This is a genomic window from Papillibacter cinnamivorans DSM 12816, assembly GCF_900176335.1.
In the GTDB taxonomy this organism is placed as follows: Bacteria; Bacillota; Clostridia; order Oscillospirales; family Oscillospiraceae; genus Papillibacter; species Papillibacter cinnamivorans.
In genome coordinates, this window is sequence record NZ_FWXW01000007.1 from 29,341 (window position 1) to 46,286 (window position 16,946).

Sequence of the window (16,946 nt, forward strand, 5' to 3'; positions counted from 1 at the left end):
TAGAATGATTCATGAAATGACAAAGACGTCGCAAGGAATCCTTGCGGCGTTTTTTATATTTCAAACAAAATCCAAATGGCGGATGACTGTAAAAACTGATATATATTGAAACAGCAAGGTAGCCTCTGACGTCGGCAGCAGTGCCGAGCGCCGGTTTGGGTTACCTTGCCTTTTTTCTATATGCAGGAAGTAAGCGGGAATCCGTCAAAAATTGGCGGCGGGGGGTGAATATATGAAAGAGCGGGAATATGGTGTGGAAACAAAGAAGGTGGTGGCCGTAGGAGTACTGTTTGTGATTTCCGGGGCCATCTTTGCCTTCGGCGCGTATCTTGCGGTTTACAGTCTGGCCCATCAGGTGAGCTTTTTGGTGATGGGGTCTCAGATCCACGGCGCGGTTTTCGGCGCGGTGATCGCTTTCCTGGGAGCACGGTATTTTCTGGCGGTTCGGAAATTGAAAGAGGAGGTTTACAGGCCCACGTCCCGGTTTTCCTGGGACAACTTCAGAAAAGGCAGATAGGCGGATCGTTCAAGGCTATTAGGATATCATTCATTTTAATGAGGTGTTTGGTATGAAAAAACTGAAAAAAAGCATACGGCTGCTGCTTCTCATCGGCGTTGCAATCTCTCTCTTCGCGGTGACCGCATACGCCGCCGGCGGAGATCCCACCGGCGCTTCCTATTCTCTCACCACGGGAAGCGAAACTGTCCAGGATGTCGCCGCCGTGGCCAACAAGGCCTACTTCGGCGCAAACTATACATGGGTCATGATCTGCGCCTTCATGGTCTTCTTCTTCCAGTGCGGCTTTGCCATGGTGGAAACCGGCTTCTGCCGCGGCAAGAACGCGGCTCACACCATGACCATGAACTTCATGGTCTTTCTGGTGGGCGCGGTGGGTTATTTCCTCGTGGGCTTCGCGCTCCAGTTCGGCGGTTCCGGCGGCGCGGCGGGTCTCGGCACCGGCGGGTCGGTCCTGGATTCCATGCTGTCTATTCCCGGACTGGGAGGTATTCTGGGCTATAAGGGCTTTATGCTGTCGGGCACCTATGACGCGGGGGTCTACGCTCTCTTCTTCTTCCAGATGGTCTTTATGGACACGACGGTCACCATTCCCACCGGCGCCATGGCCGAGCGGGTCAAATACTCCGCCGTGGTCATCACTTCGTTTTTCATCTCCATGATATTCTATCCTCTCTTCGGCAACTGGGTCTGGGGCGGCGGCTGGCTCGCCGCGCTGGGTGCGAATTTCGGCCTGGGCCACGGCGTGGTTGACTTTGCCGGCTCCGGCGTTGTGCATTCCATGGGCGGTATGCTGGCCCTTTCCGGCGCCATCGTCATCGGCCCCAGGATCGGTAAATTCAAGAAGGACGGCTCGGCAAGGGCCTTCCCCGGCCACAACATCCCCATGGCCATCATCGGCACCATCATCCTCTTCTTCTGCTGGTTCTCCTTTAACGCGGGCTCCACCCTCAATTCCACGGATTTCCGTCTGTCGGTGGTGGCCACCAACACCATGATCGCCGGGGCGATAGGCGGCCTTGTGGCGATGTTCTACATGTGGGGAAAGTATGGCAAGCCCGACCCGTCCATGACGGCCAACGGCACCCTGGCGGGACTTGTTGCCATCACGGCCCCCTGCGCCTTTGTAAACGGCATCTCCGCCTTCATCATCGGCCTGATCGCGGGCTTGCTGGTGTGTGTGGCGGTTCCCTTCATAGAAAACAAGCTGAAGCTTGACGACCCCGTCGGCGCCATCTCGGTCCACGGCGTCAACGGCTTCTGGGGGATCATCGCCCTGGGCCTCTTTGCCGACGGCAGATACGGCGACGGCTTAAACGGCGTGACCGGGAACGTCACCGGCCTCTTCTTCGGCGATGCGGCCCAGCTGGGAGCTCAGCTGGTGGCCATTCTGGTTCTGATCGTGTACGGTTTCGGCGTTTCCTTCCTCTTCTTTAAGCTTTTGGACAAGGTATGGGGCCTGCGGGTCTCTCCCGAAGCCGAGCTGGAAGGCCTCGACATTCCCGAGATGGGCGTTCTGGCCTATCCCGATCAGCAGATGGTCCGCTCCGATCTGGATTACGACTCGGAGGACAACGCTCCCATCCGGCAGCTGGAGCGCTTTGCGAAGAGCGCCGTTCCCGTTAAGCCCGTCCCGGCGCCCGCTCCCATGGAGAAAGCCGTTCCCGTGGAGGTGGTTTCCGCGCCGTCCATGCCCAAATCCGGCGTAAAGATCACCAAGGTGGACATCATCACCAAGCAGAGCAAGTTCGAGGCGCTGAAAGCCGCCATGAACGAGATCGGCGTCACCGGTATGACGGTGACCCAGGTGCTGGGCTGCGGCGTGCAGAAGGGCAAGCCCGAATACTACCGCGGCGTCGCCACCGAGATGAACCTGCTGCCCAAGGTGGAGATCGAGATCGTGGTCTCCAAGGTCCCCGTGCGCACCGTCATTGATACCGCCAAGAAGGTCCTTTACACCGGCCATATCGGCGACGGGAAGATCTTCGTCTACGATGTGGAGAACGTGGTGAAGGTCCGCACCGGCGAGGAGGGGTACGACGCCCTCCAGGACAGCGAATGACATAGACCCCCTTTACCCCCCGGGCGGACACTGGGTCCGCCGATTTGGAGAGATCCCCGGTGCCTTACAGGACACCGGGGATCTTTTATTCCGGGGTTCACGGCAGATAAGAAAGCGCACAGGAGCAGGACGGTGAAAAAGATACTGCTGTTTTCCGCCGCCGCCCTGCTCGTCGGAGCCGCGGCCTGCCTGCTCTTTTTGCAGGGCAAGGGCTGCTTCAGCGTCATGGACCGCCGCACTTCGCCGGACGGGACCATCACGGCGACGGCATACGACGGGGTCTCCGGCGCCTTCTCCTTGGGCGGCATGTGGTAGGGTAGGTGTGGTGCCCTGCGTCACTCCAGATCCCGGTGCTCGTATCCGGTGAGCTCCGGATCCTGCCCCAGCGTCACGTGAAAGGTCATGATCTCCAGGGCGTAGGGCGGGTTGTGGGGGCCGTAAAAGCTCTCCACCTCAACGGTTACGTCGAATCTGGACCAGCCGCCCGCGCTTTCCAGCTTCGTGACTTTCGCATCATAAAGGTCGTATCCCCGGGGTGCTCCGCCGTAGAAATCGCTGATTGCCTCCCGGATGCCGTCGTACAGCAGGGTGATCACAAGACGCTGATAATTATCCGGATTGACGCCGCCGCCATGCAGTGCCGAAGCCCGCGCGCAGAACCCCGATAGGCTCGTTATCAGCAAAACGGCAATCAGGAATTGATAACAACGCTTCATTTTCTCTCCAGTCTGCCAAATGTATTTTTATATCCATAGATTGTCCGCGAATCGCCGGTTTATAAGCGCATGATTCTTCCTTTGTGCTGCAGGGAAGCGCAGGCCGCCTGAAGTCGAAGTATTTCTGAAGTTGACAGAAACCTGCGGAAATGCTACTATAATTTTACAAAATATGATACGGCTGCCTTCACTGGGCGGCCGCGGAAGATCGTCTGTAAAAAGGAAAAACCGCATGCCGCCCTGTCGGCCCGCCGCGGTTCTCGCGGCGGAATGGGCGGAATACGGCGGAAAGGGAGGACTGGCTTTGAAAAAGTGGGTCGTGTCTTTGCTGTGCTTTGCTATCCTCGTGAGTCTCGCTCCCGTCCCGGTCAGTGCGGCTTCAGCCGCAGACCGGGACGTTTCCTATGAGCAGACCCTGGCCCAGGATCTCAAGAACCTGGGACTCTTCAGGGGCGTGTCCGATACCGATTTTGATCTGGACAGGGCCCCTTCCAGGGCGGAGGCCCTGGTGATGCTCATCCGGATGCTGGGCCTGGAGGACGACGCGATGTCCGGCGCCTGGGCCCATCCCTTTACCGACGTCGACGCCTGGGCCGACCGCTACGTGGGGTATGCCTATAACCGGGGCCTTACCAACGGGGTTTCCGGCACGAGCTTCGGTACCGGCAGCGCCAGCGCAGCCATGTACCTCACCTTCGTGCTCCGGGCCCTGGGGTATTCCGACGTAAACGGCGAGGATTTCACCTGGGACAATCCTTACGGATTTGCCCAGGTGGCGGGGATCCTGCCCGACAGGGTGGACCTGGGCGAGTTCTGGAGGGCCGACGTGGTCCTGATATCCTATGCCGCGCTTTCCGCGAAGCTCAAGAATTCCGATGTGACCCTGGGGGAAAAGCTCATCGCGGCAGGTTCCTTTACCCAGGTGGAATTCGAAGCCTATTACGATCCCGACGCCCTGACGGCCCGGGATGTGTCCGGCAAAGACGTGCTCTCCTCCAAGGAAATTTACGCCATGTGTTCTCCCGCGGTTTTCTGTATAGAGACCTTTGACGTTAATGGAAATCCTTACGGACAGGGAAGCGGATTTTTTATTGATCCCAGCGGCGTTGCGGTGACCAACTATCATGTGGTGGACAATATCATATCCGCTTATATCACCCTAGACGACGGTTCCGTATATAACGTCACAGGCGTCATCCTTTTCGACGAAGAGATCGACTTCGCCGTCATCCAGGTTTACGGTTCGGGGTTTGATACCCTGAAGGTCGGAAATTCCGCCCTGATAGAGGGCGGAGAGACGGTCTACGCCATCGGCAACCCCGAGGGGCTGACAAACACGATTTCCCAGGGCCTCGTTTCGAATCCGAAAAGGGAGGATTTTGACGGCATGATGCAGATTTCCGCTCCCATCTCTCCAGGCAGCAGCGGCGGCGCACTCATCAACGAATACGGCGAGGTGATAGGCATTACCACTTCCGGATATTATACCGGCCAGAACCTGAATTTCGCCGTACCCATCAACGATGTGATCTCGGATAAGCAGTATTTCTCCTATGCGGACCGGTACGGCGTTTTTTCCCTGCCGGAATTCGCCGCCTACCGTACCTACCTGGACGCGATGGCACTTCCCGGATTTTTGGACAGCAACGTGGAGGAAGCGGAGTATAACGACTCCCAGGTTTACGCGGACAATCTGGAAAACGGGGACAGCGCATGGGGCGTGATAGACGGGGACGATATGGACGTCTTCAGGGTATACTGCAATATGGAGGGGACCATCGACATCGCTCTGCTGTCACCGTATTCCTCCAATGCGTATGTCGAAGACTTGATTCTCCTGGTCGCTCCTGAAGAAGCCTCGGACGACTCGGATTATATCTTTGCGGAGTATGTTGAGACCAGCGGCGGAAGAGGTGTCCAGGAGTTGACGTACGAGATTCCGCGGCCGGGAGTTTACTACATCTATGTGCTTTCCAGTGAGTATTACAAGTACGTGGATCTGCACACAGACTATGTGTTTTATTACACCTTCACTCCGGTAGAAAGGATCTTTGTCAAGCAGTGACGCGCTCTGCCCGCAACGGGAATGACAAAGCTGCCGGCCGGTGCTGTGATAGGGCCCGGCCATGCCGGATCCCAGCGTGAAAAGAGACGGCGCGCTTGCCGGAAGGCGCGCCGTCTCTTTATGGAAGCTTAAAATCCGGTTTGAAATGGCGGCGGGGACGCTGTCATGACCGGAAGAAACATGTGCTGAGCACTTCTCTCAGCTTTTTGATTGTGATGGGTTTGGGAAGGTACAGGTCAAATCCGGATGCTTCTCCCAGCTGGATATCGTTTTTGGAAGCGTAGCTGGTAAGGGCCACCAGATAGATATTCCGCAGCTGGGGGTCCTCCTTGATCCTTTTTGCCACTTCGAATCCGCTTATGCCGGGAAGACCGATGTCGCAGAAGAGAATATCCGGGGAAACCCGCCGGGCTTCCCGCAGCCCGCTGATTCCGTCGTATGCGATAAACACGCTGTGCCCCATTTGAATCAGTATGGAACTTAAAAGGGACACGAAGTCTTTGTTGTCTTCCACCAGCAGAATTTTCAGGACGGATCCGTTTTTTGCTTCCGCGGCATCGGCCGGAGCCGCGGAAACGCCGCCTTTCTGGGAAAGCGGCAGCGTGACGGAAAAACTGGCTCCTTTGCCCGGACCGTCGCTGTAAGCGTCAATGCGGCCGTCGTGCAGCTCCGCGATCCCCTTGGCAATGGCAAGCCCCAGTCCGAGACCGGGTCCTGCGCTCTCGCCAACGGCGTATCCCTGCCGGAACGGCTCGAACAGGTCGGCGATGGCATCCGTATGGATGCCGTATCCTGTGTCGGTCACGCTGATTACGGCGCTGGAAGCTTCTTTGCGTGTAGACAGCAGAACGCTGTCGCCTTCTTTTGTAAATTTGACGGCATTGTGCAGAAGGTTTCCGATGCACTGCTCCAGCCGCATGGGATCGGCATCGATATACAGCGGACCGGATTCCAGGCGCACGTGAAACGAAACCCTCTTTTTTTCAAACAGGGACCGGTAGGACTTTGCGATGGACAGCATCAGCCCGTTGAGCTCGGTATTCACGATGTGAAGCTTGATCTTGCTGCGGATCAGGCGGGAAACGTCCATCAGGTCCGAGACGATCTGCCCCAGCTGCTCCGTCTGGCGGCGCATGACCTCCAGAGTTTCCCTGTATTTATCGTCCTTTTCTGCCAGGTCCAGCAGTTCGATTCCGGCGGAGATGGCTGCCATAGGATTGCGCAGTTCGTGGGACAGCAGGGAGATGAAATCGTCTTTCATTTTTTCGTTTTTTCGGAGATGCTGCTCGCTGCGGATCAGGATTTCTTCCGCCTTCTTGCGCTCCGTGATGTCCTGCAGGGAAGCGATGATCTCAGAGATATTCCCGTCCGGGTTCTTTATCGCGTACAGATGGATGTAGACCTGGATGGCGGATCCGTTCTTGTGGTAATGAACCATATCCATATTGATCTGACTGTTTTCCCCAAGCTTCCGGGTGATCTCCTTGACGGAGGCATTTTTTATAACGACGTTGAGAACGTTGGCGAGATATTTGCCCACGGCTTCCTGAGCGGTCCAGCCGTACATCCGCTCGGCGGCCTCGTTCCAGTAGGTGATCCGGTAATTCTTGTCCAGCGCGCAGATGGCTTCCTGTACGTTTTCCAGGACGTGGGAATGGAAGGCCAGGCCGTCCTCCATACGTTTGCGCTCCGTAATATCCGTATACATGGTGAGGCTGCCCAGATAATTTCCTTCGGGATCGCGGATGGAAGTACTGCTTGCGATAACCCAGATAAAACCGCCGCCGCGCTTGCCGATCCTGAAATCAAAGCGGAGGCTGCTCCCGGCCAGGCGTTCCTTCCAGTACGTCATGGCTTTTTCCATATCCTCCGGCAGGACGAAGTCGAAATAGTGCCGCCCGATCAGTTCCTCCGGGCGGTATCCCAAAGAGGATGCGAGGATGTCGTTGATATACGTGATGACTCCTTTGGAATCGGTCCAGCAGATGCCTTCGTTTGCGGTTTCTACAATAGTACGGTATCTGATCTCGCTGGAATCAAGTAAATTCTGGATTTTTTTCAGTTTGCTGATGTCCTCAAAGGTGGTGACCGCCCGGACGACATTTCCTCCGGAATCGTAAATAGGAGCGGAACTGACCAGAAGGCAGTAGACATCGCCGAATTCGTTTCGCAGGATCAATTCCCGGTTATGTATGGTTTCCCGATGCTTCAGCGACCGGTAGACGGGCGCGTCCGTCGGTCCCAGCTGTTTTCCGTCGGGTGTATAAAACTTGATCCTGTCGATATGGAATTGGAGGGTTTGCCCCGTATAGTCGGCTTTGTAGAGTTCTAGCCCTCTTTTATTGATAAAGCAGAAGGTCTCGTCCTTCGCGTCTATGAAAACGATGGAAAAAGGAATCAGATTCAAAACAGCGCTGAAAGCTGACACATGGTTTTGATTGATACCGTTGGAGGACATAAATTCATGGGAAAAAAGAAATGAATCAAGGAGGGTAGGGATAGTCTCTGCCGAATGACCGGACGTCATGCGTATTGGGTCCGCAGGTTCCTCGCCTTGATGCGTCCGGTTGCCTGCAGCCGTTTCTTTTCTGTCCTCAGATTTCATTTGTTTTCACTCCCCTGTCGGATTGGATGGAGAAAGCTGAAACATCGATCTGATTGATATTCGGGACAGGAATAATTCCTCTATAAAAATATCACATCATAACTAGAAGAAGAGTCGATAATTGTCGCATATTGTCGAGAATGTGATGAAAATTTGAAAACTGCAATAAAAAAGATGTCAGGATATCCGTTCCGCGCGGAAAGCGTTCCGATCTGCCAAGCCAAGGGACAGCTTTCCCGGAAAAAACATGAAAAAGAAACGATCCGGATTCCAATAGAAAGAAATATATGGTAAAATAGATATAAATATCTAAAATGCCGGCGGCGGCGGACAGGCCGTCTGAGCAAAGCGGAAATAAAATCGGCGGAAAATGAAAGGGGATAATCGGATGAAAAAGACATATCGGAAATGGCTTGCCCTGGCCCTGGTCCTGTCTTTTTGTCTGGCCCTCGCTCCCATGCCGGCGCATGCCGCGGCGGACGACGTGACGGGGCACTGGGCGGAAGAAACCCTGAGGCAGTGGGAGTCCCTGGGTCTGCTGAAAGGGGACGGGACGGGAAATCTGAATCCCGACAGGCCGGTCACCCGGGCGGAATGGATGGCTCTTGTGAACCGCGTCATGGGATATACGGAAAAAAGCGACGCGGTGGGAGCCTATTCGGACGTCTCCGCCGGCGACTGGTACTATGACGACGCCCGGATCGCCCTGGCCGCCGGATATATCGGCGGAACCTCCGGCAGAACCCTTTCCCCGCGGATGAACCTCACACGGGAACAGGCCGTCACAATGCTTGCTAGGATGGAGGGCATTGATCCGGACGATGTGGATCCCTCGGTCCTTTTACGGGCCGGAGATGCCGATGCGGTATCCTCCTGGGCGGAAGCCTGGGTGGCCGGCGCGATGGCGGAGGGCCTCGTCGGAGGAAATGGTGCGGTGCTCAAACCCTCTGCGGATATTACCCGTGCGGAGACCGTGGTGATGCTGGACCGGGTGCGTACCGATTCCCGGATCTTCGCCTTTCCCGGCGAGTACGGACCCACGGTGGGGAGCGCCTCTGTCGGCAGCGTGCAGATCGCGGCTCCGGGCGTGACATTGAAAAATTATGAAGTATCGGGCGATGTGGTTCTCTCCCCCCTGGTGGAGGATGGGGATGTCCGCCTGGAAAATGTGAGAATCGGCGGGACCCTGTATATTAACGGCGGGGGAGACCATTCGGTTACCCTGGTAAACTTGAATGCGGCGCACCTGGTGCTTCTCCGGGAGGACGGGCTTCCGGTGCGCATTATGATGTACGGAAATTCCAGCGTCGGGGACGCGCTTCTGGGCTCGGGAGCGATTCTGGTGACACGGGAATTGGTAAGCGGCGGGATCGGCGAGGTGATCCTGTCACCCGATTTCCTTGCCGGCGGAACCGTGGAGCTCCAGGGACCCTTCCCGGCGGTGACCAATCGATACCCCGGCGCGGCGATGATTCTGACGACCGCTGATATTGGAACGCTGCACCTGATGGCTCCCGCCGTCCTTACCGGTACGGGGAGCATCTTGCTTGCCAATGTGGACGCGGGAGCGGGAGAGGGAAGCTCTTTGCCCGTGAATCCCGACTCCATGATGGGCGCCGGGGCACTGGACGTGACGATCAGCGCCCCGGTGACCGGCGGGGGCGGAGGCGGTCTCGGCGGCGGAGGCGGGACACCGGCAGTCACTACGGGAACGCTCAACGGCGCCGTTCTGGACGGGACCGCTCCCCTTGCGGGGGCCGATGTCAGCCTCACGGTAAGCGGGACGGAGTATTCCGCCGTCACGTCAGCCGGCGGGACCTACAGCATAGCTGGCATCCCAGAGGGAACGGGATATACGGTGACAGCTTCAAAATTCGGCTACGTCTCCGGCTCCTTTTCGGCGGACATCGCCGCCGGAGAGACGTCGGCAGCCTCCGGCTTAACGCTTACCAGGCTTGCCGCAGTCTTCACCAAAGTTGCCGCTATAGACGACTCCGCCGGGAAGATAACCCTCATGGGCGTCGCGGACCCCATCCCGTTTGAGGACGCTGTGGGGTATGAGGCGTTGAAAATAGGAGATTATGTAAACTACACAGTTGCAGACGGGGTGTATACCATTCAAAAAGCAGAGTTGTTCCATAAAACCATCAGCAGCTATACACAAAATGCGCACTATGTATTTTTCTCGGGTGTCCGGTACGATATGTCGGAAAATAAAAATGACTCGGGCCTTAACACCTTAGATCCGACCGATTTTCCCGGCGACTGGTTTTCGGCCGCCAGGGATGTCTATCTGGACCCCTTCGGAGACATTGTCGCCTTCGATCCCTCTTCCCGTACGATCGAGTATTCTTCCGGATATGTCGTGCTGACGAAGGCGGAAATAAACGGCGGAGTATATCAGGTTGAGGCGAGCAACAACATGTTCTCGTATGAAACTCTTACCGTAAATACAGACGATTCAGCATCCATGGATGCCTTTAATGCCTGCGACAAAGATACTGGCGATATCCCGATTCTGGTCCGCGCCTCCGTTACACGCAGCGTCATCACCATGACGGCGGCGCCGGAGCTTTCAGACGATATTGTGCAGGGCTTCATGCGGATCGGTTCGTCTGGCGGGACGGATGTCAATGCCGACGAAGACACCCGGTTCATCTACTACTCCACATCAGATGGAAGTATGGACACTTACATAGGTGTGAATAACACACCGACCATCGACGGCAGCTTGACTCAGTATGCGTATGTACTGACGGATACCGGCGGGGAAGCCCGCACGATTTTGATTGTCTGCACATCCCACGCCGAGCCAGAGATAGTTACTTCGGTTGGTTTACTTTTTGTCTACGATAACAGCATAATAATTAAAACGGAAGACAGCATTGTAACCTATACGTATCAAGTTCTTATGAACGGCAGTAAGTGTGAACTCGTTTCGGTAAACGATTTTACCAGTCCCATATGGGTATATTTATATGTGACCTATAAATATACCCCCGCGTTCATGATCCCTATCAGCCCGCTGCAGAATGACCCGAAGGGGCTGAACGGCTGCCTTTCGGGTACGGTTTCTTCCTTTGATAGTGGTGTGCTTACCACCCAAAATGGATCGTGTACAGTGCCGGATACGCTGGGATGCTACATAGTAGGGACCGGCGGAGACGACGGTTACAGCAACGACTACACCATAAAGGCGGGAGATACGATCTACGCCCTGGTATTGAACGGTGAGGCTGCAATGCTCATGGTATTCCCGGGAAGCTGACGCTTTCGGCGGGGATGCCGGTTTGGCATGAGTAACGGTACAACGTAATGGCGGGCGGCACTTTCGCGCCGCCCGCCTGGTGCGTAAAAAAGCTCCCCGGCATTTATGAGTTGTATCGCGGCTTAAATTATTATCCAATAAAAAGATGAAACAGGATAGTACGGTTGCCCCCGCCGAAGGCGGGGGCAACCGTATTATTTTTCGTATCGACATTTTTATTGAAGTCCAGTATTCGGGCATGATATGATGAAAACGGAATATACGAATCGGGCCGGCGCATAACGGAGGACAAGAACGGAGGGAGGACGCATGAAAAACGTCATTGAGATCGAAAACCTCACAAAATATTACGGGAAGGCCAGAGGCATCGTGGATGTGAGTTTTTCCGTGGCGGAAGGGGAGATCTTCGGTTTCATCGGGCCCAACGGAGCGGGGAAGTCCACCACCATACGCATCCTGCTGAATCTGATCTATCCCACCTCGGGCGGGGCCCGCGTTTTCGGCCGGGACTGCGTCAAAGACGGTTATGAGATCCGCAGAGACGTGGGGTACCTGCCTTCGGAGGTCTTTTACTACGACGATATGAAAGTGCTGGAGCTTCTGAAGTATTCCGCCTCCTTTTACGGGCGGGTGGATATGCAGCGCCTTCGTTATCTTGCGGAGGTCATGGAGCTGGATCTCGGCCGTAAAATCGACGATCTGAGCTACGGAAACAAGAAGAAGGTGGGTATCGTCCAGGGCCTTCTCCACCGGCCCTCCCTTATCATACTGGACGAACCCACGGGCGGTCTCGATCCCCTGATGCAGCAGCGGTTCTTCGGCTTGATCCGGGAAGAGAACCGGAGGGGAGCCACCGTCCTCTTTTCCTCCCACATTCTGCCCGAGGTGCAGAAGCTCTGCTCCCGGGTGGGGATCATCCGGGAAGGGAAGATGCTCCGGGTGGAGGAGATCGGCTCCATGCGGGACACCGCCTATAAAAAGATACGTCTGGAATTCAGGGAAGAAGTCCCCGAGGCGCCGGAACTGCCGGAAGGCGCGGGAGATGTGCAGCGCTCCCCGCGGGAGCTTGCCTTCCTCTTCCGGGGAGACATCAACGAGGCGTTTAAATCGATTGCCCGCTTCGATCTGCGGAACGCCGTGATTGAGGAGCCGGACCTGGAGGAGATCTTCCTGCACTACTACGGAGGGGAGGACGGGGTGTGAACATCTTCCGACAGGAGCTGAAAATGCACGTTCGACCCCTGCTGTTCTACACCCTGGGAATGCTGGCGGCCTTTTATGCCTTTCTCCTGCTCTACGACAGCATTGCCGCCGACGCCGCCCTTGTGGACGCGGTCCTGGCCAATTTTCCCAAGGAATTCAAGGCGGCCTTCGGCTTTGCCGACGTAAGCCTTTCGGACCTGGGCGGATACCTCAGTTTTCTCTTTGCCTATATCGTGCTCATCGGGGCGGTTTTCGGCATGAAGACGGGGATTTCCGTCCTCTCCGAGGAGGGAAGGACCCGGACCTCGGATTTTCTCCTCTCGAAGCCTCTTCGCCGCGGCCGGGTGGCGTCCGAAAAGCTACTTGCCCTTTGCCTGCTCCTGGCTGTCCAGAACGTGCTGTTTTTTGCCCTTGCCCTGCCGGGATATCTGTCGAAGGCGGGGGAGGAGCCGAACCTGAAGCTCTTTGTCCTTATGAGCTTCTCCGTTTTTATGGTACAGCTCTTCTTTGCCGGAATCGGTCTGTTTCTCTCCGTTCTGCCGCGGCGGCTGAAGGCCGTTATGCCCGTCACTCTCGCGGTGGTTTTCCTGTTTTACATCGTGGAGCTTATAAACGAATCGGTTCTGGATAAAACCCTTTCCTATCTGACCCCTTTTTCCTATTTCAAAGCGTCGGAACTCCTGAGCCGTGCCGCGTACGACGGGCGGTACCTGGCCGCGGACCTGGCGGTCTTTTTCCTGTTCACGGCCCTGGCCTTCTGGATCTATGAGAAAAAAGACATTCATGCTTAGGGGGAGGGGAAACTCATGAATTTATTGAAACGGGAGCTGAAGGCAAACGCGAAGTCCCTTCTCGCCTGGTGCCTTGCCATGGTCTTTCTCATCTGGGCCGGTATGGTGAAATACGACGCCTTCCGGAAAACCGGCGACGAGGTCAACCAAATGCTCGCTCAGCTGCCCTCCGCCCTGGTCCGGATCCTGGGAATCGGAAACGGAGCGGATCTGACCTCCGTGGCGGTATTTTACAGCATGTTTTTCCTCTTTTTCATGCTGCTGGGCGCGGTGCACGCCGGCATGCTGGGCGCTCTCATCCTGGCAAAGGAGGAGCGGGACAAAACGGCGGACTTCCTTTTTTCCAAGCCCATCCGGAGAAACAGGGCGGTTTTGATAAAGCTTCTTGCCGCCGTTTTGAATATCTTGGTTCTGGATCTCGTGACCTGCCTGGTTTCGATCGTTTTCGTAGAGCGGTACAATACCGCGGGGCAGTCTCTGGCTTACCCCGTCTTTCTCGTCGTCGCAGCTCTTTTTTTCCTCCAGCTGCTGTTTCTGGGGGCGGGCTTTCTGGCGGCGGCCGCGGCGAAAAGCGCGAAAACCGCTTCCTCCGCAGTGTCCGTTCTGATCCTGGGGACCTATCTTTTAAGCGTTGTCATTCATATAAACGGGGATCTGGAGTATCTGGGGATCCTCTCGCCCTTCCGGTATTTTGACGTGAACGCGGTGATGTTCGACCGGTATCTGTCGCCGGGTTATTCCGCCCTGTCGCTTCTCCTGGCGGCCACCTGCGCGGCGGGTACAGTAAAACTCTTCGGCCGGAGGAATCTGAGAGGCTGATTGCCGGATAAAAAAGGGCGGCTCTGTTTATCAGAGCCGCCCTTTTTTATTTACTTATTTCAGTCCCTCGGATATGCCTTCGATGGTGCCTTTTGCAATATCGGCAACTTTTTTTGCCTTGTTCTTCAGCTCTTCCGCGCCGGCTTTGGCGGAATCGGAGATCTCTTCCGCCTGCCCACGGAGGTCCTGGGCTTTGAGCTTGGCCTTCAGGGCCGCAGCTTCCGCACTGTCTTTGGTTTCATCTACGAAATCTTCCGCCCGGTTCCGCACGCTCTTTGCCGCGGCCATGGCGGAATCGGAGAGCTCCTCCGCCTGCCCACGGAGGTCCTGGGCCTTGAGCTTGGCTTTCAAAGCGGCGGCTTCCGCGCCGTCCTTTACGGCTTCGGCGATATCCTCCGCTTTATCCATCAGGTCCTCCGCCTTGTCCTTTGCGGCTTCGGAAATTCCCTCCGCTTTCTTTTTCAGATTTTCCACCTGAAGTTTTGCTTTCAGGGCTGCATATTCCGCGTCGTCCTTGAAAACTTCGTCTTTGGATTTATTTTCGTCTTTCATTGCCAGCGGCCCTCCTGTCTTTTGTAAAAATCTTAATATGGGGGAACATTGGGTGTCGCTTCCGGCGGCTGCTCCCGGGAGCGATGTCCGCAGGAACGGTTACGGATTTTTCTGATATACAGTATATCACAATAGTATTGCTGCAACAACCGCCATTATCCGCGGGAGTCTTATTTTCACGGGATGCAGTCGCTGTAGTGTGCCTTTCGGGAGCCGCCGGGAGAAATAAAAACGGAGGACCCGCATTGACAGGGAAGGGAAAAAGGAATAACACTATATTATCGATAATATATATTATCGAAGAATATGAGAAGGAGGAAGGAACATGAACAGCAAGGTCAATTGGGAACTGGTCAACGCATTGGTGCAGTCGGACGACAACGTTTCAATCTCAAGGCTTTACGGGTATCCGGAACTTCTCAACCCTCTGGAGAGCGTATTTGCTCCCGGCGTAGAACTGCAGCCGAAATGGGAAATCCCCAATGAGGTCGCAATCTGCACCGCCATCACGGGAGCCATGAATTCCAGAAAAAGCAACCCCAACCAGCCCGTCACGGTGGAGCAGATCCGGGAAGAGGCCATGGAATGCTGCGAGGCGGGAGCCGCCAACGTACATATCCACGTGCGGGACGACAACGAGATCAACGCCATGGATTTGGACCGCTTCCACCAGGTCATCGACCCGATTCATGAGAAATACCCCGATGTTCTGGTCTGCGGATGCGCCGTCCCCTTTGTTCCCGGCGAATTTGAAAAGATGGAACAGCTTCTGAAAGAGGGATTATTCGACCAGACCCCGGTGAACACCGTGGCGTCCTATTTAAGCGACACCCTGTTCTGCAAACCGCCCCACGTCATGATAAAAAAAGCGGAAATCTGCGAGAAGTACGGCGTGAAGCCCCAGATCGCGATCTACAGCGACGGCGATATCGACAACGCCCGCCGCTACCTCATCAATACCGGAGTTCTTTCCAAGCCCTATTACTGGATTCTTCTCCCCGGTCTTGTGGGCTGCAGTCCCATGTATTCCTCGCTTTCCATGATCGATACTCTCATGGGCTATGTGCGCCGCATCCGGGAGATCGACGCCGGTTCCCAGATCATGGTGGTCTCCGGAGGGCGGGCCTCCAGCCACATCACGGCCCTGTCGCTGCTCATGGGTCTGGACGTCCGGGTGGGCAAGGAGGACACCATATGGAGATATCCCCACAAGGACGAAATGATCCGCCGGAACGTGGACGTCTATCGGGAGACCGTCCAGATGGCGCGTCTGCTCGGCAGGGAACCTGCCACCCCGTCGGAATACGTCAAAAAGTTCGGACTTAAGCGCCAGGGCGGAAAGCGCATCGGCTGATGCTTTCAAAGCCTCTGAAGGCAACCGGGGCGGCTCCGCGCGCGGAGCCGCCTTTTCGGCGAAAAATGGCGAAAAAGTTGACAATCCGGCATTTCCGGTGATATAATCGCACATATTTAAAAAAGAAATTATCCTGCGGGGAGGAAGCGGAATGTCTGCCGTCGGCGATAAAAAAAACGAATACGTGGCTCCCAACACGACGGCCCGGCAGGTTGCGGACCATCTTTCCAAACGGATCGTGAACGGGGAGCTGGAGACCGGGCGGCCCCTGAAGATCCTGGAGCTGGCCGCGGAGTACTCCGTCAGCCAGACCTCCGTCCGGGAGGCCCTTCACATCCTGGAAAAGTCCTATCTGGTGGAGAGCGTTTCCCGCAGAGGATTTTTTGTCAAGGGCGTAACCGCCGACGAAATTTACGATGTCTGGGAGATCAAGCGGCGCCTGTGGGGATACGCCGCCCGCGTCTTTACCGAGCGGAACTACGCTTCCCCGGAGATCCGGGACCGGGCGCTGGAACTCTGCTCCCGGCTGGCGGCCGCTGCGCAAAAAGGAAAGTATGAAGACGCCTTTTCCTATAATTTTCAGCTCAGCGATCATCTGATTCGGTACTGCGGGAACGAGCAGCTGGGCAAGATCCTCCAGAGTATCGAGAATCTGGTCAAGCGCTGGCGCATCCGTTCCATCCGCATGGGAGACAATCTCGGGGAAACGGGCCGGCTTATGGTTCTCTTTTCCGACGCCCTTCGGGACAATCGCCCCGATTTGGCAGAGCAGCACATTGAGGAGTTTATCCGTATGGACCGCCGGACCCTCCTGGAGCACTTAAACGAGCTGAAATAGCGCAAGCCGCCCCTGGGCGGCGGGGTTTCGGCAGTCCCTTCTGATCTGTAACGATATTAAAAAACTGCGGCAGGGCTTTTGCCCTGCCGCAGTTTTTGTGTAACGCAGAAAACGACCCGCCAAGCCGATGGAAGAAAAAAGCCTTTTCCTGCCTGA

13 protein-coding genes are annotated in these 16,946 nt (G+C 55.9%); 10 read left to right on the plus strand and 3 right to left on the minus strand.

The genetic code is table 11. The features are described from left to right. The first annotated feature begins 232 nt into the window (after positions 1–232). The 3 genes from B9A13_RS10815 (at position 233) to B9A13_RS10825 (ending at position 2,894) form a co-directional block, all read left to right on the plus strand. Complete coding sequence (locus B9A13_RS10815) at positions 233–517, plus strand: hypothetical protein (protein ID WP_084235180.1); 285 nt, start codon at positions 233–235, stop codon at positions 515–517. Positions 518–569: 52 nt separating this feature from the next. After that, positions 570–2,579: an ammonium transporter gene (locus B9A13_RS10820; protein WP_084235181.1), complete on the plus strand. Its 2,010-nt coding sequence runs from the start codon at positions 570–572 to the stop codon at positions 2,577–2,579. 132 nt (positions 2,580–2,711) lie between these two features. Next, on the plus strand, positions 2,712–2,894 hold the full coding sequence (locus tag B9A13_RS10825; RefSeq protein ID WP_084235182.1) for a hypothetical protein: 183 nt from the start codon (positions 2,712–2,714) through the stop codon (positions 2,892–2,894). A 20-nt stretch (positions 2,895–2,914) separates the two neighbouring features. On the opposite strand, the gene B9A13_RS10830 is transcribed toward B9A13_RS10825, so the two are convergent. Beyond that, positions 2,915–3,295, minus strand: a complete 381-nt coding sequence (locus B9A13_RS10830; RefSeq protein ID WP_084235183.1) for a DUF3888 domain-containing protein — start codon at positions 3,293–3,295, stop codon at positions 2,915–2,917. A gap of 232 nt (positions 3,296–3,527) precedes the next feature. Here B9A13_RS10830 and B9A13_RS10835 point away from each other — a divergent pair, with 232 nt between their 5' ends. After that, a complete protein-coding gene (locus B9A13_RS10835) occupies positions 3,528–5,360 on the plus strand; it encodes a S1C family serine protease (RefSeq protein WP_159448111.1) in 1,833 nt (610 codons plus the stop codon). Positions 5,361–5,523: 163 nt separating this feature from the next. Here B9A13_RS10835 and B9A13_RS10840 read toward each other — a convergent pair whose 3' ends face one another. After that, positions 5,524–7,767 (minus strand): PAS domain S-box protein, encoded by a 2,244-nt coding sequence (locus B9A13_RS10840; protein WP_159448112.1) that lies wholly within the window; start codon positions 7,765–7,767, stop codon positions 5,524–5,526. A 586-nt stretch (positions 7,768–8,353) separates the two neighbouring features. Here B9A13_RS10840 and B9A13_RS10845 point away from each other — a divergent pair. From B9A13_RS10845 to B9A13_RS10860, 4 genes are all read left to right on the plus strand, one after another. Beyond that, positions 8,354–11,233 carry an S-layer homology domain-containing protein gene (locus tag B9A13_RS10845; protein WP_159448113.1) on the plus strand — a complete coding sequence of 960 codons (2,880 nt, stop codon included), beginning with the start codon at positions 8,354–8,356 and terminating at the stop codon, positions 11,231–11,233. A 309-nt stretch (positions 11,234–11,542) separates the two neighbouring features. Continuing rightward, entirely contained in the window at positions 11,543–12,436 is an 894-nt protein-coding gene (locus B9A13_RS10850) for an ABC transporter ATP-binding protein (protein WP_084235187.1), read from the plus strand. Continuing rightward, positions 12,433–13,227, plus strand: a complete 795-nt coding sequence (locus B9A13_RS10855) for an ABC transporter permease subunit (RefSeq protein ID WP_084235188.1) — start codon at positions 12,433–12,435, stop codon at positions 13,225–13,227. The genes B9A13_RS10850 and B9A13_RS10855 overlap by 4 nt, the downstream gene beginning before the upstream one ends. Positions 13,228–13,242: 15 nt before the next feature. Next, entirely contained in the window at positions 13,243–14,046 is an 804-nt protein-coding gene (locus tag B9A13_RS10860; RefSeq protein ID WP_084235189.1) for an ABC transporter permease subunit, read from the plus strand. 54 nt (positions 14,047–14,100) lie between these two features. Here the strand turns inward: B9A13_RS10860 and B9A13_RS14305 are convergent, their stop codons facing one another. Next, positions 14,101–14,598: a hypothetical protein gene (locus B9A13_RS14305; RefSeq protein ID WP_084235190.1), complete on the minus strand. Its 498-nt coding sequence runs from the start codon at positions 14,596–14,598 to the stop codon at positions 14,101–14,103. Positions 14,599–14,923: 325 nt separating this feature from the next. On the opposite strand from B9A13_RS14305, the gene B9A13_RS10870 reads away from it, so the two are divergent. Beyond that, a complete protein-coding gene (locus B9A13_RS10870) occupies positions 14,924–15,952 on the plus strand; it encodes a beta-keto acid cleavage family enzyme (RefSeq protein ID WP_084235191.1) in 1,029 nt (342 codons plus the stop codon). A gap of 151 nt (positions 15,953–16,103) precedes the next feature. Continuing rightward, the gene (locus B9A13_RS10875) at positions 16,104–16,790 is read left to right on the plus strand and encodes a GntR family transcriptional regulator (RefSeq protein ID WP_084235192.1); all 687 of its coding nucleotides are present in this window, start codon (positions 16,104–16,106) and stop codon (positions 16,788–16,790) included. Positions 16,791–16,946: the final 156 nt, after the last annotated feature.